Origin of the sequence: Micromonospora sp. ALFpr18c (genome assembly GCF_008868155.1) — a bacterium.
GTDB lineage: Bacteria > Actinomycetota > Actinomycetes > Mycobacteriales > Micromonosporaceae > Micromonospora.
The window spans coordinates 1-19847 of record NZ_WBKR01000121.1; the positions used below are offsets into that span (position 1 = coordinate 1).

The 19847-nt window shown below is 73.4% G+C and carries 16 protein-coding genes; 11 read left to right on the forward strand and 5 right to left on the reverse strand.

The genetic code is table 11. The features are described 5' to 3' along the window. The first annotated feature begins 15 nt into the window (after positions 1-15). The 4 genes from mnmA to F8271_RS20470 are packed head-to-tail and all read left to right on the forward strand — an operon-like array spanning position 16 to position 3587. The gene (gene mnmA / locus F8271_RS20455; RefSeq protein WP_151491442.1) at positions 16-1089 is read left to right on the forward strand and encodes a tRNA 2-thiouridine(34) synthase MnmA; all 1074 of its coding nucleotides are present in this window, start codon (positions 16-18) and stop codon (positions 1087-1089) included. 49 nt (positions 1090-1138) lie between these two features. Beyond that, positions 1139-2143: a methionine synthase gene (locus tag F8271_RS20460; RefSeq protein ID WP_151491443.1), complete on the forward strand. Its 1005-nt coding sequence runs from the start codon at positions 1139-1141 to the stop codon at positions 2141-2143. 37 nt (positions 2144-2180) lie between these two features. Then, positions 2181-2546, forward strand: coding sequence for a VOC family protein (locus F8271_RS20465; RefSeq protein WP_192580377.1), 366 nt, complete (start codon positions 2181-2183; stop codon positions 2544-2546). Positions 2547-2576: 30 nt separating this feature from the next. Beyond that, positions 2577-3587, forward strand: coding sequence for an ADP-ribosylglycohydrolase family protein (locus F8271_RS20470; RefSeq protein WP_151491445.1), 1011 nt, complete (start codon positions 2577-2579; stop codon positions 3585-3587). 218 nt (positions 3588-3805) lie between these two features. Here the strand turns inward: F8271_RS20470 and F8271_RS20475 are convergent, their stop codons facing one another. After that, positions 3806-4345, reverse strand: a complete 540-nt coding sequence (locus F8271_RS20475; RefSeq protein WP_151491446.1) for a type II toxin-antitoxin system PemK/MazF family toxin — start codon at positions 4343-4345, stop codon at positions 3806-3808. A 199-nt stretch (positions 4346-4544) separates the two neighbouring features. Here F8271_RS20475 and ligA point away from each other — a divergent pair, with 199 nt between their 5' ends. The 5 genes from ligA to gatB all read left to right on the forward strand — a co-directional run bounded on the left by ligA (position 4545) and on the right by gatB (position 13140). Beyond that, entirely contained in the window at positions 4545-6680 is a 2136-nt protein-coding gene (gene ligA, locus F8271_RS20480; RefSeq protein ID WP_151491447.1) for an NAD-dependent DNA ligase LigA, read from the forward strand. A gap of 156 nt (positions 6681-6836) precedes the next feature. Further along, the gene (locus tag F8271_RS20485; RefSeq protein WP_151491448.1) at positions 6837-9566 is read left to right on the forward strand and encodes an EAL domain-containing protein; all 2730 of its coding nucleotides are present in this window, start codon (positions 6837-6839) and stop codon (positions 9564-9566) included. Between the two features lie 123 nt (positions 9567-9689). Continuing rightward, positions 9690-9995: an Asp-tRNA(Asn)/Glu-tRNA(Gln) amidotransferase subunit GatC gene (gene gatC, locus F8271_RS20490; RefSeq protein WP_151491449.1), complete on the forward strand. Its 306-nt coding sequence runs from the start codon at positions 9690-9692 to the stop codon at positions 9993-9995. Positions 9996-10151: 156 nt separating this feature from the next. Then, entirely contained in the window at positions 10152-11627 is a 1476-nt protein-coding gene (gene gatA / locus F8271_RS20495) for an Asp-tRNA(Asn)/Glu-tRNA(Gln) amidotransferase subunit GatA (RefSeq protein ID WP_151491450.1), read from the forward strand. Positions 11628-11640: 13 nt separating this feature from the next. Beyond that, a complete protein-coding gene (gatB, locus tag F8271_RS20500) occupies positions 11641-13140 on the forward strand; it encodes an Asp-tRNA(Asn)/Glu-tRNA(Gln) amidotransferase subunit GatB (RefSeq protein ID WP_151491451.1) in 1500 nt (499 codons plus the stop codon). A 115-nt stretch (positions 13141-13255) separates the two neighbouring features. Here the strand turns inward: gatB and F8271_RS20505 are convergent, their stop codons facing one another. From F8271_RS20505 to F8271_RS20515, 3 genes are all read right to left on the reverse strand, one after another. Beyond that, complete coding sequence (locus tag F8271_RS20505) at positions 13256-14818, reverse strand: metallophosphoesterase (protein ID WP_151491452.1); 1563 nt, start codon at positions 14816-14818, stop codon at positions 13256-13258. Between the two features lie 61 nt (positions 14819-14879). Then, complete coding sequence (locus tag F8271_RS20510; protein ID WP_151491453.1) at positions 14880-16052, reverse strand: sorbosone dehydrogenase family protein; 1173 nt, start codon at positions 16050-16052, stop codon at positions 14880-14882. A 71-nt stretch (positions 16053-16123) separates the two neighbouring features. Beyond that, entirely contained in the window at positions 16124-17941 is a 1818-nt protein-coding gene (locus F8271_RS20515; protein ID WP_151491454.1) for a SpoIIE family protein phosphatase, read from the reverse strand. Between the two features lie 186 nt (positions 17942-18127). On the opposite strand from F8271_RS20515, the gene F8271_RS20520 reads away from it, so the two are divergent. Next, on the forward strand, positions 18128-19054 hold the full coding sequence (locus tag F8271_RS20520) for a 2-hydroxyacid dehydrogenase (protein ID WP_151491455.1): 927 nt from the start codon (positions 18128-18130) through the stop codon (positions 19052-19054). Here F8271_RS20520 and F8271_RS20525 read toward each other — a convergent pair. Further along, positions 19048-19440: a PH domain-containing protein gene (locus F8271_RS20525; RefSeq protein WP_151491456.1), complete on the reverse strand. Its 393-nt coding sequence runs from the start codon at positions 19438-19440 to the stop codon at positions 19048-19050. The genes F8271_RS20520 and F8271_RS20525 overlap by 7 nt on opposite strands. Positions 19441-19658: 218 nt before the next feature. Here F8271_RS20525 and F8271_RS20530 point away from each other — a divergent pair. Further along, positions 19659-19847, forward strand: a 189-nt coding sequence (locus F8271_RS20530) for a hypothetical protein (RefSeq protein ID WP_151491457.1), incomplete at its 3' end; no start/stop codon positions are given.

Genomic DNA, 19847 nt, shown 5'->3' on the forward strand with positions numbered 1-19847 from the left:
GGAGGGTGTGGGCTGGTGAGGGTTCTGGCGGCGATGTCGGGCGGGGTTGACTCGGCCGTGGCGGCGGCGCGGGCGGTGGCGGCCGGGCACGACGTGACCGGTGTGCACCTGGCGCTGGCGCGCAACCCGCAGACCTACCGCACCGGGGCGCGCGGCTGCTGCACCCTGGAGGACTCCCGCGACGCCCGGCGGGCGGCCGACGTGATCGGCATCCCGTTCTACGTGTGGGACATGGCCGACCGGTTCCACGAGGATGTCGTGGACGACTTCGTCGCCGAGTACGCCGCGGGTCGTACGCCCAATCCCTGCCTGCGCTGCAACGAGAAGATCAAGTTCGCCGCGGTGCTGGACCGGGCCGTGGCCCTGGGCTTCGACGCGGTCGTCACCGGTCACCACGCCCGGCTCGGCCCGGACGGGCTGCTGCGCCGCAGTGTCGACGTGGCGAAGGACCAGTCGTACGTGCTGGCCGTGCTCACCCGCGACCAGCTCGACCGGTCGATGTTCCCGCTCGGTGACTCGACCAAGGCGCAGGTCCGCGCGGAGGCCGCCGAGCGTGGCCTGGCGGTGGCCGACAAGCCGGACTCGCACGACATCTGCTTCATCGCCGACGGCGACACCCGCGGTTTCCTCGCCGGCCGGCTCGGCGAGGCGCCCGGCGACGTGGTCGACGCGACCACCGGCGCGGTCGTGGGCAGCCACACCGGCGCGTACGCGTACACGGTGGGTCAGCGTCGTGGGCTGCACCTGGACCGGCCGGCCCCGGACGGGCGGCCACGCTACGTCCTCTCCATCACGCCGAAGACCAACACGGTGACCGTCGGCCCCGCGGAGGCCCTCGAGGTGTCCGACGTCCGGGCCGTTCGTCCGGTCTGGACCGGCGGTGCCCGCCCGGACGCTCCGGTGGAGTGCCAGGTGCAGTTGCGCGCGCACGGCGACGTGGTGCCCGCGACCGTCGCCCTCGACGGTGACCGCCTGCACGCCGAGCTGCGCCGGCCGGTACGCGGTGTCGCCGCCGGTCAGGCCATCGTGGCGTACCGGCCGGACCCGGCCGGCGACGTGGTCCTCGGCTCCGCCACCATTACCGGCTGAACGCACGGTCGCCGCACGGTCCGGGCGTACATCGGGATAGCCTTCGCCCGTGACAGATCAGGCGTGGCCCTGGCCGGCTGGTGCGGCGACCGGAATTGGTTCGCTGCCCGGCACCGACATCGCCGAGGCCCAGCGGGTGGTCCTCGGTGAGCTACCCGCGCTGCCCCACCTGCCCGAGTTGCCGGCCCGCGGCCCGGGCGCGGACTTGATCGGCCGCACCGCCGGGCTGCTGGTCGAGCTGCCCGTGGAGCTGTACACCGGCCGGTGGCGGGTCGCTCCCCGCCCGGGCCGGGACCTGCGCCGGGCCCGCGACCTCATGGAACGCGACCTGGATCAGCTCGCCGAGCAGGCCGAGGAGTACGCCGGCCCGATCAAGGTGCAGGCCGGTGGCCCGCTCACCCTGGCCGCCGCTCTGGAACTGCCGATCGGTGGCCGGCTGCTGCGCGACCCGGGCGCGGTCCGCGACCTGACCGGTTCCCTCGCCGAGGGTCTGCGCGCCCACGTGGGGGCGGTCGCCCGGGTCCTGCCCCGGGCGTCGGTGCTGCTTCAACTGGACGAACCGTCGCTGCCGACGGTGCTGGCCGGCCGGGTGCCGACCGAGAGCGGGCTGGGCGCGTACCGGGCGATGGAGTCGGTGGACGCGGCGGCGCTGCTGCGCACGGTCGTCGAGGCGGTCGGCGTGCCGACGGTGGTGCACTGCTGCGCTCCGGACGTACCGCTGGAGCTGATCCGCTCCACCGGCGCCGTCGGGGTGGCCCTCGACCTCGACCTGGTGACCGACCTGGACCCGCTGGGCGAGGCCATCGACGCCGGCCTCGGCGTGCTGGCCGGGGCCGTGCCGACCCGGCCGCCGTCGGCCGGTGGCGCGCCGACCTCCGCGCAGGTCGCCGATCGGGTACGCCAGCTCTGGGACCGCCTCGGCTTCCCCCGCCGGCAGCTCGCCGAGCAGGTGGTCGTCACGCCGGCGTGTGGCCTGGCCGGAGCGACCCCGCAGTACGCGCGGGCGGTGCTGGCCGCGTGCCGGGACGCCGGCCGGCGGTTCACCGAGGACTGAGGTTTTTCTGTCGTACCCGGCGGGCAGGATGACGGTCATGATTGGACAGCTACGTTCAGTGGTGATCGACTTCCCCGATCCGCGGGCTCTGGCCGCGTTCTACTCCGAGCTGCTCGGCATTCCTCTGGCCGAGGGTGACGCTGACGACGAGTGGGTGGTGCTGGGCGGTCCGCCCGGGCATCAGCCCCGGCTGGCGTTCCAGCGTGCGCTCAACCTGCGTCCGCCGGCCTGGCCGGATCCGGAGCGTCCGCAGCAGTTCCACATCGACGTGACGGTGGACGACATCGAGACCGCCGAGAAGGCCGCGCTCGCGCTGGGCGCGCGGCGGCTGCCCGGCGAGGGCGAGGGTTTCCGGGTCTACGCGGATCCGGTCGGCCACCCCTTCTGCCTCTGCTGGGACTGAGCCTGGTGTGGGTTGCGGCGGCCGGGCATCATGGCCGCCGTGATCTCCACCTCCGCGCTGCGCGCCTCCGGCTCGCTCTTCGGTCTCGCCTACGGTGACGCGCTGGGCAAGCCCACCGAGTTCCTGACCGTCGCCGAGATCGAGCGCCGCTACGGTCCGACCGGCCCTCGTGAGCTGGTCGGTGAGCCGGCCCTGGTCACCGACGACACCCAGATGGCGTTGGCGGTGGGTTGGGCCCTACACGAGGCGCCGTCGCTCACCCCACAGGCGGTGGAGCCGCTGCTGCGGCAGCGTTTCCTGGCCTGGGCGATCAGCCCGGACAACAACCGCGCCCCGGGCATGACCTGCCTGCGGGCCTGCGCCGAGCTGCGCCGAGGGCTGCCCTGGCAGGAGGCGACGGTGATCGGCTCGAAGGGCTGCGGGGCCAACATGCGGGTCACCCCGGTCGGGTTGCTCGACGTCGACGGGGACACGCTGGCCGGTCTGGCCCAGTTGCAGGCCGGGTTGACCCACGGCCATCCGACCGGGCTGGCCGCGAGTGAGCTGACCGCGTACGCGGTGTTCGCCCTGCGCGGCGGTGCCACGCTGTCCGATCTTCCCCGGGTCCTCATCGGGCGGGCGCGATCCCAGCGCGGGGTGTACCGGGAGCAGTGGCTGGGTGACCTGTGGCAGCGGGCCGGTGCCGGCACACCGGAGGAGTTCATCGCCCGGGGCTGGGACGAGTGCCTGGAGGCGCTCGGCCGGCTGACGGCAGCCCTGGAGCAGCCCGACGACGGCGGTGACCCGTGTCGGGTCACCGGGGAGGGCTGGGTTGCCGAGGAGGCACTGGCCACCGCGTTGCTCTGCGCCGTACGGCACGCCGACGACCCGGTCGCCGTGCTGGCCCGGGGTGCCACCACCGCCGGCGACTCCGACTCGATAGCCGCACTGGCCGGCGCGTTCGTGGGCGCGGCCGCCGGGATGGCCGCCTGGCCGCACGGGTGGGTGGACCGCATCGAGTACGCCGACCAGCTCGCCACGCTCGGCGCCGCCTGGGACTGACCCGGCGGTCCCGGCCCGGGGTCCCGGCCTGCGGCCCCGGCCCGGGGTCCCGGCTCGGCTCGGCCCGTTGTCCCGGCCCGGCGTTCCGGCCCGGCGTCGCGGCCCGGCGTTCCGGCCCGGCGTCGCGGCCCGGCGTTCCGGCCCGGCGGCGCTGGCCGCCCGACGTGATCGACTTGCAGGAAAGCGAGTCGATCACGGGCAGCGGGTGGCGCGGATGGTCAGCTGGTGGGCAGGTGGCGCAGGTTGCGGACCTTCTGCCACAGGTCGGCGTCGCAGCGGCCGGCGCGGTCGGTGAAGTCCGCCGAGCCGATCCGGACCGGCTCGGTCAGGCTCAGGTAACTGTCGTGCTCGGCGCCGGGGTCCCAGTCCCGGCTGGGGATCCGGACGTGGTCGTCCCGGTCACTCTTGTCCTGGCTGGTGATCTTCAGGACGTCGGCCCCCCGGGAGTCGGTGCGCAGCACCAGGCAGGGCCGCACCTTCGACCCGCTGCCGTCGGCGTACGGCACGTCGGCCCACCAGATCTCGCCCGCCGCGGGAGCGCCGGCCGCCCGGTCGGTGTCGCGGGAGCGGGGCCTGGTGGCCGGCCGATCGGTGCCTCGTGGCCTCGGCGGCGCGGAACGACGGCCGCCGGTCGGGGCGCCCCGACCCGGCCGGGTGCCCGGTCGCCGGTTCGCCACCCGGTGCCGCCAGCTGTTCCACGCCCAGCCGGCGGCCACCGCCAACAGGATCGCCACCGCCCAGAGCAGCACCTCGGGCATCCGTACCTCCGCCTCTGCGCGACACGCGGGCCGCCTCGTGCGGCGATCCTCGCATGCCACGGCCCGGGCCGCCGATCACGCCACCACGCGCGGGCAGGTCACCCCGGGCGCGGGCGGGCGGCGGATTGTCGCCCCGGCCCGATACCGTGCCCAGGTAGCGTGATCAGGGGAGGTCGCAGGCGTGTCCGAAGGTGGCGGGGTGTCCGAGGAGCAGATCGGTCAGCAGGTCAGCCCGGCTCAGGAGGCGGCGGCCGGCGGGGAGCCGACGCCGCAGGCGCGGGAGCGGCACGCCACCCTCAGCCGTGAGTTGACCGAACACCAGTACCGCTACTACGTGCTGGACGCGCCGACCATCGCCGACGCCGAGTTCGACAAGCAGTTGCGTGAGCTGGAGGCGCTGGAGGAGGAGTTCCCGGCGCTGCGGACGCCCGACTCACCGACGCAGCGGGTCGGCGGCACGTTCTCCACCGACTTCACCCCGGTCACCCACGCCGAGCGGATGCTCTCGCTGGACAATGCCTTCGCCGACGAGGAGTTGGCCGCCTGGGCCGAGCGGGTCGAGCGTGACGCCGGCGGCCCGGTGCCGTACCTGTGCGAGCTGAAGGTCGACGGGCTGGCGATCAACCTGACCTACGAGGGCGGCCGACTGGTCCGGGCGGCCACCCGCGGTGACGGCCGCACCGGTGAGGACGTCACCGCCAACGTGCGCAGCATCCGGGACGTGCCCGGCCAGCTCACGCCCTCCGCCGAATATCCCGACATACCCGAGTTGCTGGAGGTCCGGGGCGAGATCTACTTCCCGGTCGCCGGGTTCGCCGACCTCAACGCCAGCCTCGTCGAGCAGGGTCGGGCGCCGTTCGCCAACCCCCGCAACGCCGCCGCGGGCAGCCTGCGGCAGAAGGATCCCCGGGTCACCGCCTCCCGGCCGCTGCGCCTGGTGGTGCACGGCGTCGGCGCCCGCCGCGGGTTCCGGCCGACGGCACAGTCCGAGTCGTACGCGGCGCTCAAGGCCTGGGGGCTGCCGACCAGTGATCGCTGGCGGGTGGTGCCCGATCTCGCCGGCGTGGCGGAATACATCGCCTACTACGCCGAGCACCGGCACGACGTCGAGCACGAGATCGACGGCGTGGTGGTCAAGGTCGACCCGGTGTCGATCCAGGGCCGGCTCGGTTCGACCAGCCGCGCGCCGCGCTGGGCGATCGCCTTCAAGTACCCGCCGGAGGAGGTCACCACCAAGCTGCTCGACATCGAGGTCGGCGTCGGGCGCACCGGCCGGGTGACGCCGTTCGCGGTGCTGGAGCCGGTGCACGTGGCCGGCTCGACGGTCGCCCAGGCCACCCTGCACAACGCCCGTGAGGTGGAGCGCAAGGGCGTGCTGATCGGCGACACGGTGGTGCTGCGCAAGGCCGGCGACGTGATTCCCGAGGTGCTCGGCCCGGTGGTCGACCTGCGCCCCGCCGACGCCCGCCCCTTCGTGATGCCGACCACCTGCCCGTCCTGCGGCACGCCGCTCGCCCCGGCCAAGGAGAGCGACGTCGACATCCGCTGCCCCAACACCCGCAGCTGCCCGGCGCAGCTGCGCGAGCGGGTGTTCCACCTCGCCGGTCGGGGCGGCTTCGACATCGAGGTGCTCGGCTACAAGGGCGCGGCGGCCCTGCTCGACGCGGGGATCATCACCGACGAGGGTGACCTCTTCCAGCTCGACGCCGAGCAGTTGTCCCGGTCTCCGTTCTTCGTCAACAAGGACGGCAGCCTGGGCAGCAACGCGGTGAAGTTGCTGGACAATCTCGCGGTGGCCCGCGAACGGGAGCTGTGGCGGGTGCTGGTGGCGCTCTCCATCCGGCACGTCGGCCCGACCGCGGCCCAGGCGCTCGCCCGGCACTTCCGATCGATGGACGCCATCGACGCGGCCAGCGAGGAGGAGCTGTCGTCTGTCGACGGGGTCGGCCCGACGATCGCGGCGAGCATCCGGGAGTGGTTCGCGGTGGACTGGCACCGCGAGGTCGTCCGCAAGTGGGCCGAGGCGGGCGTACGGATGGCGGAGGAGGCGGTCGACGAGGGGCCGCGCCCGTTGGAGGGGTTGACCGTGGTGGTGACCGGCACGCTCGCCGGTTTCTCCCGGGATCAGGCCGCCGAGGCCGTGCAGAGCCGGGGCGGCAAGGTCAGCGGGTCGGTCTCCAAGAAGACGAGCTTTGTGGTGGTGGGGGACAACCCGGGGTCGAAGGCCGACAAGGCGGCCGGTCTGAAGGTGCCGGTGCTCGACGAGGACGGGTTCCGGCTGCTGCTGGAAGCGGGTCCGGACGCCGCCCGGGAGGTCGCCCGCGTCGAGGGCTGACCTCGCCGCGGGCCGGTGCGGGCGGTGGCCGCGTATACCAACTTAATTACGACTACGACCGATTCGTGACTGTCATACCGGGAAACCTGGGGCCGAGGGCGTTTCATTGGGTCACGGCGTGCACACCGGCACGTCGACCGTCGCTCGGGAGGTGTGGTGGAGGTCGCCGACCCGCGCAATTCGCTCCCGCCTGGTCGGGTGGCGCCGTTCGCCGCCTTCGTCGTCGGCATCCTGGCGGTGGCGGCGCTGACCGCCGCCGGTCCACTCGCGACGCTCCCGGCCGAGCTGTCCCGACTGCCGGTGGCGTTCTGGACGATGGCGGCCCTCGCCGTGGTGTGCGACGCCCGTCCGTTCGTCCCGCCGGGGCGCCGGCAGACCTCGGCGGTCTTCCCGTCCACCTGCTTCACCTTCGCGATCCTGCTCGGGTGGGGGCTCGGCCCGGCGGTGGCGGTGCAGGCCGTCGGGGTGATCGTCTCCGGTTGGCGGATGCGGCACGCCGCCTGGCGGACCGCGTTCAACGTCGGCCAGTACGCCTGCGCCCTCGCCGCCGCGTACGGCGTCCTCCAGCTCGGGCCGGGCATGATCTTCTCTGGCGGTCGGTTGCACTGGACCGACGTGGTCGCCGTCGGCGGTGCCACGGCGGCCTGGTTCGCGGTCAACTACGGGCTGGTCAGCTGGGCGGTGCGGCTGCGCTTCGGCGACCGGTGGTGGCCCACCCTCCGGCAGGGCCTCGGGTTCGAGTTGCTCTCCACCGGCTCGCTGCTGCTGCTCGCTCCGGTGCTGGTCGCCGCCGCCTGGGTCAGCGCGGCGTTGATCCCGTTGGTGCTGGTGCCGCTCTTCGCCGTGTACCGGATGGCCCGGCTGACCGTTGAGCAGCAGCACCTCGCCGCCGCCGATCCGCTCACCGGGCTGCCCAACCGCAAGGCGCTGCTTGCCGAGGTGGCGGAGCAGGTGCACCTGCACGCCGAGCGGACCGCTCGCGGCGAACCCGACGGTCACCTGGCGCTGCTGCTGATCGACCTGGATCGCTTCAAGAACGTCAACGACGCGCTCGGGCACGCGGTGGGGGACCGGCTGTTGGTCGAGGTCAGCGCACGGCTCGTTGAGGTGGATCCGCGTCCGCAGATGATCGCCCGCCTCGGCGGGGACGAGTTCGCCATCGTGATGACCGGGTTGACCGACGTCGGTCAGGCGCGTGAGCTGGCTGACCGGGTGGTCGATGTGTTGGCCGAGCCGGTGCCGCTGGACGGCCTTCCGCTGGACGTGGGCGGGTCGATCGGGATCGCGCTGTTCCCCGAGCACGGCGAGGACTTCGCCACCCTGATGCGCCACGCCGACGTGGCGATGTACGACGCGAAGCACCGCAACGACACGGTGGCCGTGTACGCCCCGGAGTCCGACCACAACTCCGCCGAGCGGCTCGGTCTCCTGGCCGACCTGCGCCGGGTGCTGGAGTCGAGCCCGTCGGCCGACGACATGTTCGGTGCCGAGCCCGCCGGGCAGGACCAGCCGGCGGCGCCGAGCCAGCGCGTCGACCGCACCGCCGACGCGATCGAGCCGGGTGACCGCGCCGTCGCCCCGGGCGAGCGCGACGAGCGCACCGCCGACCCGACCGGGCGGGACGACCGCACCCTCGATCCGGGCGAGCGCGACGATCGCAGCGCCGCGCCGGTCGACGTACCCCTGGATGTGGCGGCGGAGGTGCGCGGCGGCGACGGTGCGGCGCTGCCCACCGGCGCGCCGGCCGAGGCCGCGCCGCACGGGGATCCCGCGCCGGTGGTCGCCACGGCGCCGACGGTCGGTGGCCGGTGGTGGGGTCGCCGGCGGCGACCCGGGACGGAGCTGGTGCACGCCGACGACCTGATCAACCGGATCGCCACCGGCGCCGACCCGATCCGGGGCCGCAACACCCGCGCCGTGGTCCCCGGCACCCGCTCCGGTCCGGTCCGGGACCGGCACTCCGCGGGTCGGGCCGGCCGGCGGTCGGCGAACGGTGGCGCGGTGCCGGAGCACGGCGGCCCGGTGCGGCGGGGTGACGCGGGTTCGGGGACGCCGCCGTCCCCGTCGTCCGGGTGGGCGCACCCGGACGGTGAGCTGGCCGACGACGCCGGCGAGATCACCATGTACTACCAGCCGCAGATCGTCATCGCGACCGGCGAGGTGGTGGGCGTCGAGGCGTTGCTGCGGTGGCGGCACCCACGCCGGGGCATGGTCGACCCGGAGGAGCTGATCCGGGTCGCCGAGCAGAGCGCGGTGATGCGACTGCTCACCCGGCGGGTCGTCGACGATGTGGTGGAGCAGCTCGCCAAGTGGTCGGCGGCCGGCATCGGGCTGCGCGCGGCGCTGAACGTGAGCGTGCGGGACCTGCACACGGGGGAGATCGCCGACCAGATCGCCGACCGGCTGGCCCGCTACGGGGTGCCGGCCGAGCGGCTGCAACTGGAGATCACCGAGGGTGCCCTGATGGCCGACCCGCGTCGGGTGCTGGCGACCATCTCCCGGCTGCACCGGATCGGGGTGGCCATCGCGCTGGACGACTTCGGCACCGGCTACTCGTCCCTGCAACACCTGCGCCGGTTGCCGTTGTCCGAGGTGAAGGTGGACCGCTCGTTCGTACTCGGCATGGCCGACGACGCGGACGACGCGGCGATCGTCCGGTCGATGATCGAGTTGGCGGGCGCGCTGGGGTTGCGGGTGGTCGCCGAGGGTGTGGAGGACGAGCGGACCTGGCGGATGCTGCACGCCGCCGGCTGCGACGCGGCACAGGGCTGGTTCTACGCCCGGCCGATGCCCGCCGAGGAGCTGGTCACCTGGCTGGCCCGCTACCGGCCGGTGCGTCCGACCGGTGGCCCGGAGCCGGAGGCCGGCCGCCGCTCGACCCGCTGACCCACCCGAGCAGCCGGCGGAGGGGACGGAACAATAGACTCGCTCCGGTCACCGCGCGTCACGCCGCACGCGCCGCGCGGCCGGCACACCGCCCGACCAGCAGGACATCAGAAGGGGGCACGGATGGCCGCCATCTCCCGCGAGGAGGTCGCGCACCTGGCGCGCCTGTCGCGGCTCGCCGTCACCGAGGAGGAGCTGGACACCTTCGCCGGCCAGCTCGACGTGATCCTCCAGGCGGTCGCCCAGGTCGGCGAGGTCGCCGCCGCGGACATTCCGCCGACCTCGCACTCGGTGCCGCTGACCAACGTCTTCCGCGAGGACGTCGTCACGCCGTGCCTGACCCCGCAGGAGGCGCTGTCGGGCGCTCCCGACTCCGAGGACCAGCGTTTCCGCGTACCGCGGATCCTGAGCGAGGACGTGGCCTCATGAGCGAGCGCAGCGAGCGAATCGGCAAGTTCAGCGCCTTGGTGCCTCATGGCGTCACGGAGCGAAGCGGAGTGGCGGCATGAGCGAGCGCAGCGAGCGAATCGGCAAGTTCAGCGCCTTGGTGCCTCATGGCGTCACGGAGCGAAGCGGAGTGGCGGCATGAGCGATCTGACCAGAATGACCGCGACGGAGATCGCCGCCCTGGTCGCCGGCGGCGAGACCTCCGCCGTCGAGGTGACCCGGGCGCACCTGGACCGGATCGCCGCGGTCGACGATCGGGTGCACGCCTTCCTGCACGTGGACACCGACGGGGCGCTCGACGCGGCCCGCGCCGTGGACGCGCGCCGGGCCGCCGGCGAGGAGCTGGGCCCCCTGGCCGGTGTGCCGGTCGCGGTGAAGGACGTGCTCGCCACCCGTGGCGTGCCGACCACCGTGGGTTCGAAGATCCTGGAGGGTTGGCGCCCGCCGTACGACGCGACGATCGTGCAGCGGCTGCGCGACGCCGGCACGGTGATGCTCGGTAAGACGAACATGGACGAGTTCGCGATGGGCTCCTCCACCGAATACTCGGCGTACGGGCCGACGCACAACCCGTGGGACCTGAGCCGGATCCCGGGTGGCTCGGGTGGTGGCAGCGCCGCGGCGCTGGCCGCGTACGAGGCGCCGCTGGCGATCGGTTCGGACACCGGCGGCTCGATCCGCCAGCCCGGTGCGGTCACCGGCACCGTCGGCGCGAAGCCCACCTACGGCGGGACCTCCCGCTACGGGCTGGTGGCGTTCTCCTCGTCGCTGGACACGCCCGGCCCGTGTGCCCGTACGGTCCTCGACGCGGCCCTGCTGCACCAGGTGATCGGCGGGCACGACCCGCGCGACTCGACCTCGATCCCGCAGCCGGTGCCGGACGTGGTGGCGGCGGCGAAGCTCGGCGCGACCGGCGACCTGACCGGTGTGCGGCTCGGCATCGTCAGCGAGTTCGTCGGTGAGGGCACCGAGCCGGGCGTGATGACGGCGTTCCGCGAGTCGGTGGACGCCCTCGCGAAGCTGGGCGCGGAGATCGTCGAGGTGTCCTGCCCGACGTTCGCGTACGCGCTGCCGGCGTACTACCTGATCGCGCCGAGCGAGTGCTCCTCCAACCTGGCCCGGTTCGACGGCGTCCGGTTTGGCCTGCGGGTCGGCGACGACGGCAACCGGTCGCTGGAGGAGGTCATGTCGCTGACCCGGGAGGCTGGTTTCGGCCCGGAGGTCAAGCGTCGCATCATGCTCGGCACGTACGCGCTGTCGTCGGGTTACTACGACGCGTACTACGGGCAGGCGCAGAAGGTCCGGACGCTGATCACCCGGGACTTCACGGCCGCGTTCGAGCGGGTCGACGCGTTGATCTCGCCGACCACCCCGTTCACGGCCTTCCCGATCGGCGCGCGTACCGCCGACCCGTACCAGATGTACCTGGCCGACCTGTTCACCATCCCGACCAACCTGTACGGCGGGCCGGGCATCTCGGTGCCCTGCGGTCTCTCCGAGGGGCTGCCCGTCGGCCTGCAGGTGATGGCGCCGACGATGGCCGACGACCGGATGTACCGGGTCGCGGCCGCGCTGGAGTCCGCGGTCGGCACGTTCACCCCACCGGCACTGTGAGGCAGGAGCCCAGATGACGACGACGCTGCCCGCGTACGACGAGGTCGTCGCACGCTACGAACCGGTGATCGGCCTGGAGACCCACGTCGAGCTGGGGACGAACACCAAGATGTGGTGTGGCTGCCCGACGGACTTCGGCGGCGAGCCGAACACCCGGGTCTGCCCGGTGTGCCTGGGTCTGCCGGGGTCGCTGCCGGTGGCCAACAAGGCCGCCATCGAGGCGATCATCCGGATCGGTCTGGCGCTGAACTGCTCGATCGCGCAGTGGTGCCGGTTCGCCCGGAAGAACTACTTCTACCCGGACATGCCAAAGAACTTCCAGATCAGCCAGTACGACGAGCCGATCTGCGTCGACGGGTACCTGGACGTCGAGGTGGGCGGCGAGACGGTGCGGATCGAGATCGAGCGGGTGCACCTGGAGGAGGACACCGGCAAGACGCTGCACGTCGGTGGCGCCACCGGCCGCATCCACGGCGCGACGGAGTCGCTTGTCGACTACAACCGGGCCGGCATCCCGCTCGTCGAGATCGTCACCAAGCCCGTCGTGGGCACCGGCGCGCTCGCCCCCGACGTGGCCAAGGCGTACGTCGCCGAGCTGCGCGACGTGATCCGCACCCTCGGCGTCTCGGATGTGCGGATGGAGGAGGGTTCGCTGCGCTGCGACGTGAACACCTCGCTCAACCTGCCCGGTCAGGAGTGGGGCACCCGCACCGAGACCAAGAACGTCAACTCGCTGCGGTCGGTGGAGCGGGCGGTCCGCTCGGAGATGCTGCGGCAGGCGTCGGTGCTCGAGGCGGGCGGCCGGATCACCCAGGAGACGCGGCACTTCCACGAGGACACCGGCGACACCACGCCGGGGCGCTCGAAGGAGACGGCCACCGACTACCGGTACTTCCCGGAGCCGGACCTGGTGCCGGTCGCCCCGGACCCGGCGTGGGTCGCCGAGCTGAAGGCCGCCCTGCCGGAGCTGCCCCGGGTGCACCGGCGTCGGCTCCAGCAGCAGTGGGGGTTGTCCGACCTGGACATGCAGTCGGTGCTCAACGCCGGTGCGGTCGAGCTGATCGAGGCCACCGTGGCCGCCGGCACCACCCCGGCGGCGGCCCGCAAGTGGTGGTTGGGTGAGCTGTCCCGGCGGGCCAACGAGTCCGGCGTGGAGTTGGCCGACATCGGGGCCACCCCGGCGCAGGTCGCCGAGCTGCAGGGCCTGGTCGATGCCGGCAAGCTCAACGACAAGATGGCCCGTACGGTGCTGGAGGGCGTGGTCGACGGTGAGGGTTCGCCCACCGAGATCATGACCAGCCGGGGCCTGGAGGTCGTGTCGGACACGGGCGCGCTCACCGCCGCCGTGGACGAGGCCATCGCCGCCAACCCCGGCATCGCGGACAAGATCCGTAGCGGCAAGGTCGCCGCCGCCGGCGCCCTGGTCGGTGCCGTCATGAAGACCACCCGTGGTCAGGCGGACGCGAAGACCGTCCGCGAACTGATCCTGGAGCGCCTCGGCGTCCAGGGCTGACCCGTCACGAACGAACACCGCTGGCGCGGCGTGCGCCAGCGGTGTTCGCTGTGCAGACCGTGACCCCGCCGTGTGCACACCGGTCGGCTCCGGCTCGGCGGGCGGTGGCCGGCCCTCAGCGGGTCGGGGTGGGGGTCACCGAGGCGGGCGCGCCGGCGTTCGGGTCCTGCACGATGTGGCGTTCCAGGTTGACCTGGGCCTGGCCGGTGCCGCCGACGGTGATGTCGTCGTACGCCTGGAGCATCTTCTGCTGGTCGAAGTAGAGCACCGTCATCGACAGCGGGGTCGGCTTTTCACCCTCCAGCCCGCGCAGCCCGGCCCCGCCGGTGGACCCCTCCACGAACAGGGCGGTTTGCTGCTGGCCGGGCACCTGCGGCAGCTTGGAGACCTGGCGGGCGTGGGTGTGCCCGGCCAGCACCAGCGGGCAGGTGCCGGCGAGCGGCCCGGCCGACGCCGGGTCGTGCACCAGCGCGATGTTCACCGGCTGGGGCGAGCGGCGCACCGTGGCCGCGAGCTGCTCGCCGACACCGATCACCTGGTCGGCGACCTGCTGGGTCAGGCCGCTGCCGGCGGGTGAGGTGTTCTTGTCCGGGGTGAAGCGGGGGTCACCGATGCCGGCGATGGTCAGCCCGGCGACCGTGGTCGTCGAGTTGTTCAGCACTATCGCGTTCGGCTGGCGGGCCACGGCGGCGCTGGTCTTGCCCGAGTCGTGGTTGCCCCGGATGAACACGTACGGCTTCTTGAGCAGACTGATCGAGCCGACGAAGGACGCCTCCGGCTCGCTGCCCCAGTCGGTGATGTCCCCTGTGTCGATCACCACGTCGATGCCGAACTGCTCCACCACCGTGCGGATCAGCTGCCAGCCGGTCGGGTTGAGGTGCATGTCGGAGACGTGCAGGACCCGGGTGGTGCCGGGCGCCGGTTCCAACACCGGCAGCGCCGACACCGTCGTGTAGAGCTGGCTGACGTTGCCGACGATGCGTTGCAGCTGCTCGGCGTACTTCGTGTAGTCGTTGGCGATGCGCCGGGCGTCACCGACGATGGCCGGCGCGTTGACCAGCAGACCTTCGTAGCGCGGCTCCTCGATGGCCTGCGGGCGTAGGGTCGCCGCCGCCGTGCCGAGGCTGCCGGCGGTGACCAGCAGCGCCAGACCGCCGGCCCAGGCGGTACGCCGCACATCGCGGAAGATCATCCCGGCCAGGATCAGGGTGACGAGCACCGCCGAGGCGAGGGTTCGAAGGCCGAGCCGCATCACACCGGTGCGGACGTCCTCCACGGCGCTCTGGCTGGCTCGGCTGATGCTCGCCGGGTCGTCGAGCAGCGCCTCGGTGCGCCCCTGGTCCAGCGCACCCAGCCGCACGGTGAGGTGGGTCGGCCCGCTGTGGCTGTCGAGCAGCAGCGCGCCGAGCGGCGGCACGTCGATCGTCGTCCCGCCCTCGCTGGCCGGGGCGAGGGTCAGGTTGGCCCGGAACGGCCCGATGTCGGTGTCCACGTGCCCGCCGGCCAGCACTCCGAGCACCGCCCCGGCCAGACCCACGGCGAGAACGGCGAGGATCACCCCGGTGCGGCGCAGCGGCCCGGCCCGTCGGCCCGTCGGCCGTGCCGGGACCACACCGGTAACCGAGATGTCGTCCCGGCCCTCGGCGTCGTCGTGCTGCTCGTCGCGCTGCCCGTCCATGCTGAGATTCTGACCTGCCCGTCGGGAGATCTTGGCAAACCTGAACGGATGGTGACGAAGGTCAGCTGCGACCGCCGTCGCCGCCGGCGAACACCACCCGCAGCAACCGGTCGTCGTCGGCCGCCGGATCGCCCCGCCCGTCGTGGTTGGAGGTGCTCACCCAGAGCGACCCGTCCGGCGCGGCGGCCACCGCGCGCAGCCGACCGTAGCGGTTGGTGAGCAACTCGCTGGGCTGGCCGAGCAGCGTGCCGGTGTCGGTCACCTCCAGCGCCCACAGCCGCTTGCCCCGCAGGCAGGCGGTGACCAGCAGTTGGTCCGCGGCGGCCAGCCCGGAGCAGGACGCGTCCGAGGTCGCCCACTGGGTGATCGGGTCGGTGTACCTCCGGTCGCCCGCCCGCCCCTCGACCTCCGGCCAGCCGTAGTTGCCACCCCTGGTGATCTGGTTGATCTCGTCCCAGGTGTTCTGGCCGAACTCGACCGCGTACATCCGCTTGCCCGCGTCCCAGGCGAAACCCTGCACGTTGCGGTGTCCGAGGGACCAGACCGGCGAGCCGGGGTACGGGTTGCCCGGGGCGGGTTTGCCGTCCGGGGTGATCCGCAGGATCTTGCCGCCGAGGCTCTTCGCGTCCTGGGCGTTGGGGCGTTCGCCGGCGTCGCCCGTGCTGACGTAGAGCTGCCCGTCCGGGCCGAAGCCCAGCCCGCCACCGTTGTGCACGTTGGCCTTGGGGATGCCGGTGAGGATCGGGGTCGGCTGCCCTCCGAGTTGCAGCCGGACCACCCGGTTGTCCTGCTCGGCGGTGTAGTAGACGAAGAGCGTCCGGTCCTGGGCGTAGCCGGGGGAGACGGCGATGCCGAGCAGGCCACCCTCGCCCGCCGCCGCCACGTCGGCGATCGTCTGCACCACCCGGACCCGGAGCCCGTCCGGCCCGGACTCGGGGCCGACCTGGAGGATCCGGCCGTTGTCCCGTTCGGTGACCAGCGCGCCGCCGTCCGGAAGGAAGGCGATGCCCCAGGGCACCCGCAGCCCCTTGGCGAGTACGGTCGCCACCGCCTGCTGGCCGGCGACGCCGGGGCTCCCGGAGGTCGACGGGGTCGGCAGGTTGGGCGGCTCACCGGCCGGGTCCGGCTCCGGCTCGCCGAAGCTGCAACCCGCGGTGAACAGCAGCGCCGCGCAGGACGCCGCGACGACCGCCCGGAGGCGGCGGATGCGAGGGTACGGGGGACGGGCGCTCACCCGGCCCAGGGTATCCCGGCTGACGGCCGCACCGGGCCCGACAGGTGTCCACGGATCCCGGGCGGGAACGCTCAGCGGGCCCGCACAGCGAGCAGCGCGGTGTCGTCCTCGCGGTGCTGGATCGAGTCGAGCAGCAGGTCACACAGCTTGTCGAGGGGCACGTCGGCGGTGCCCTGCACCCGGTTGACCAGCTCCGCCAACCCCTCGTCGATGGACCGGTCCCGACGCTCGATCAGCCCGTCGGTGTAGAGCAGCAGCGTGTCGCCGGTGGCCAGGCTGGCCGAGTGGCTGGACCGTTGCGAGGGCCGGGCGAGGCCGAGCAGTGGTTCCGGTGTCGCCGCGAGGGCCTCGACCGTGCCGTCGGCGCGGACCAGCAGGGCCGGCGGGTGCCCGGCGTTGGACCAGGTCAGCTCGTGGACGCCGGCGCGTTGGGGGCAGATCCGCACGAGCGTCGCGGTGGCCGCGATCGGCAGCCGCAGGCCACGGATCGCGCCGTCCAGATGGGTCATCAGCTCCCCGACCGCGCCCGGACGGCCGAACGCGTTGCCGCGTACCAGGTTACGCAGCTGACCCATGGTCGCCGCGGCCTCGATGTCGTGCCCGGCCACGTCACCGATCGCCGCGATCAGGTCCCCGTCGGGCTGGACGAAGGCGTCGTACCAGTCGCCACCGACCTCCACCCGATCGGCCGCCGGCTGGTAGCGGGCCGCCAGCTCCAGCTCCGCCACGACCGGCAGCCTCGGCAGCATGCTGTGTTGCAGGACCTCGGCGACGTGCCGCTGCTCGCCGTACATCGAGCTGTTGCCGATGGCCAGGCCGGCGCGACGGCCGATGTCCATCGCGGTGAGCAGGTCGCGGTCGTCGAACTGCTGCCGTTCGACGGAGTTGACCAGGGTGATCGCTCCCAGCACGGTGCCGCCGGCCGCGCGGACCGGCACGCTCAGGTAGGAGGCGATGCCCAGCTGCCCGGCGATGGCGCGCATCTCCGGATTCGTGGTGCCCCGCGACACGTCGGCCAGGGACGCCGCGCTGCCGAGTCGGGGCTGACCGGTGCGCAGCACCGTCCGGATGATCGACTCGGGGCTCAGGCCGGTGCGCAGCAGCTCGGCGAACCTGTCGACGTCCGCCGTCCGGGCCGGGTCGCGGTGCACCGCGACGACCTCGCGGGGTTGCCCGGTCGGGCCGACCAGGGTGAGCAGGCACCAGTCGGCCAGCGGCGGCACCATGGTGGCGGCGAGCCGGCGCAGCGCCACGCCCACGTCCAGCGTGTCCGCCAACGTCTCACTCACACCGGCCAGCAGTTCCAGCCGCTCGTGCGCCTGCACGACCCGTCGGCGGGCCTCTTGCGCGCCGTCGAGGGCGATCCGCAGCCGCAGCTCCGACGAGCAGGCGGCCGCCAGATCCGCGAGTGTCCGCAGCTGCGCGGCCGACCACGCGCGGGGCTTGTGGTCGATGGCGCAGAGCGAGCCGAGCACCCGGCCGGAGAGGTCGGTCAGCGGCATGCCGGCGTACGCGACCACACCGAGGTCCTCGATGGCCAGGTTGTCCCGTACCCGTGGGTAGAGCCGGGCGTCGGGCAGCACCAGCGGCACCTCGATGTCCACCACGTGTTGGCAGAACGAGTGGCTCAACGGGGTCTGCCGCCGCTGCGACCACGGCTCCGGCAGGCCGACCGCGCCGGGAAAGAACTGCCGGTCGGCGGAGACCAACGACACCAGCGCGACCGGGACGTCCAGCAGGTCGCTGACCAGCCGGGCGAAGCGGTCCAACGCCTCGTCCGGGGCGGCGTCCAACCCGGTGTCGGCGAGCGCACGCAGCCGCGCCGGATCGCCGAGCGCCGCGGGTGGGCCGGGTGTACGGCGAGGGCTGGCGGGGGAGCCGTCGGTCATCGAGAACCTGTCTGCCGGGGTGGAGGCCGACCGGCCCTCCGACCCTTCGTTATACCTCGTGCGGGCCAGGACCGAACAGCGGTGTGCCGAGTCTCGCCCGCCCCGGCGTCGCGCGCCATCCCTCGCTCCGCCCGTTCGCCGCGGTGCCCGCGCGGGTCGCCACGTCGGGGGCTATCGTCGGCGGACGTGAAGGTATGGATCCCGCACCAGGCCGGCCTGGACCTCATCGGTGAGCTGCCATCGGACGTGACGGTGGAGGTCGTGGAGCACGTCGACCGGCTGCCCTCGGCGGTGGCCGACGTGCGGTTCTGGGTGCCGCCGTTCCTGGGCGGCTCGGACTCGACGGCGTTGGCGCGCGAGCTGCCCGACCTGTCGGTGGTGCAGCTGCTCTCGGCCGGTGCCGACGCGTGGGTGGGACGCACACCGCAGGGCGTGACGCTCTGCGACGCCCGGGGCGTGCACGACCCGTCCACGGCCGAGTGGGTCGTCACCGCGATCCTGGCCCAGCTGCGGGCGTTCCCGGCCTTCGTGCGGGCGCAGGCCGATCGCCGGTGGGCGTACGACGGGATCACCCCGACCGACGAGCTGACCGGCAAGCGGGTCCTCATCGTCGGGGCCGGTTCGATCGGCACGGCGGTACGGGACCGGCTCGCGCCGTTCGAGGTGACCTTCACCCTGGTCGCCCGCACCGCCCGGCCCGAGCAGGGGGTGCATGGTGTCGAGGAGCTGCCGCGGCTGCTGCCCGAGGCGGACGTGGTGGTGGTGATCGTGCCGCTCACCGACCAGACCCGCGGTCTCATCGACAAGGAGTTCCTGGCCGCGATGTCGGACGGGGCGCTGCTGGTCAATGCGGCCCGGGGGCCGGTGGCCCGCACCGAGGCGCTCGTCGCCGAGCTGGGCACGGGCCGGATCTCGGCCGCGCTGGACGTCACCGATCCGGAGCCGCTACCGGCGGACTCGCCGCTGTGGACGATGCCGAACGTGCTGCTCACCCCGCACGTGGCCGGTTCGGTGCGGGGGCTGCTACCCCGCGCGTACCGGCTGGTCGGCGATCAGGTGCGCCGGTTCGCCGCCGGCCAGCCGCTGATCAACGCGGTGGTCGACGGTTACTGACCGGGCGTCTCGGCTGTCTCGCCCGGCAGCGTCTGGCCGGTGGCCGACACCAGCCGGGGCAGGTCCACGCCGCGTACCGCCGGCAGGGTGACCTGCCGCCCGTCGTCGAGCCGGGCGACGGCCCGCCCGCGCGGGTCGGTGGTCAGCTCGACGACCTGGTCCCAGTCGATGCGACGCTGCCCGGTCAGGGCGCGCAGGCGCAGCCCTCGGGCGTCGGCGTCGGTGCCGGCCCGCCAGGCCCACACCGCGACCCCGAGCGGGACGAGCAGCACCGGCAGCAGGTAGCCCCGCGCGTTGGCCAGCGGCAGCGCGCCGATGAAGGCGATCACCGCGGCGACCAGGATGGCTTGGTTGTACCGGAAGCGGACCGTGTCGGGCTTACTCACCCTGCGATGATCCCACCCCCGGCGGATCCGGGTCCCGGCGGGCGGTGCCGGGGCGGCCCGGTTCGCCGTACAGTGACACAGGCCATTGTTCCCGCCGGATGACCAGCGCGTAACCGATTCGACCGCCGGTCGTTTCCAACTGGTGGGCAGCGGACCCGCAACGTCCGATGCCCCGCACCGCCGCACCGCCCCCGTGCCCCCTCACGAAGGCGACCGCCGTGCTCCTCGCGTACCCGTTCCGCCTCCACGTCCCCCGCCGCGCCGTGCCGGAGGCCGCCGTCTCCACGGCGGTGTCGCTGCTCGTCCTCGCCGGTGCCGCCGATCTGGTCCCGACCTCGGTGGTCATCGCCCTGGCCGGCGGCGCGGGTGCCACGCTCGCCGGTGTCCGACTCTCCCGGCTGGCCATC

Bases quoted from the DNA above. Each gene is read 5' to 3' on its own strand.
- F8271_RS20465 (WP_192580377.1), top strand. From the start codon at position 2,181: ATGATTGGACAGCTACGTTCAGTGGTGATCGACTTCCCCGATCCGCGG.
- F8271_RS20515 (WP_151491454.1), bottom strand. From the start codon at position 17,941: ATGACCGACGGCTCCCCCGCCAGCCCTCGCCGTACACCCGGCCCACCC.
- gatA (WP_151491450.1), top strand. From the start codon at position 10,152: ATGAGCGATCTGACCAGAATGACCGCGACGGAGATCGCCGCCCTGGTC.
- gatC (WP_151491449.1), top strand. From the start codon at position 9,690: ATGGCCGCCATCTCCCGCGAGGAGGTCGCGCACCTGGCGCGCCTGTCG.
- F8271_RS20475 (WP_151491446.1), bottom strand. From the start codon at position 4,345: ATGCCCGAGGTGCTGCTCTGGGCGGTGGCGATCCTGTTGGCGGTGGCC.
- gatB (WP_151491451.1), top strand. From the start codon at position 11,641: ATGACGACGACGCTGCCCGCGTACGACGAGGTCGTCGCACGCTACGAA.
- F8271_RS20505 (WP_151491452.1), bottom strand. From the start codon at position 14,818: ATGGACGGGCAGCGCGACGAGCAGCACGACGACGCCGAGGGCCGGGAC.
- F8271_RS20470 (WP_151491445.1), top strand. From the start codon at position 2,577: ATGGCCGCCGTGATCTCCACCTCCGCGCTGCGCGCCTCCGGCTCGCTC.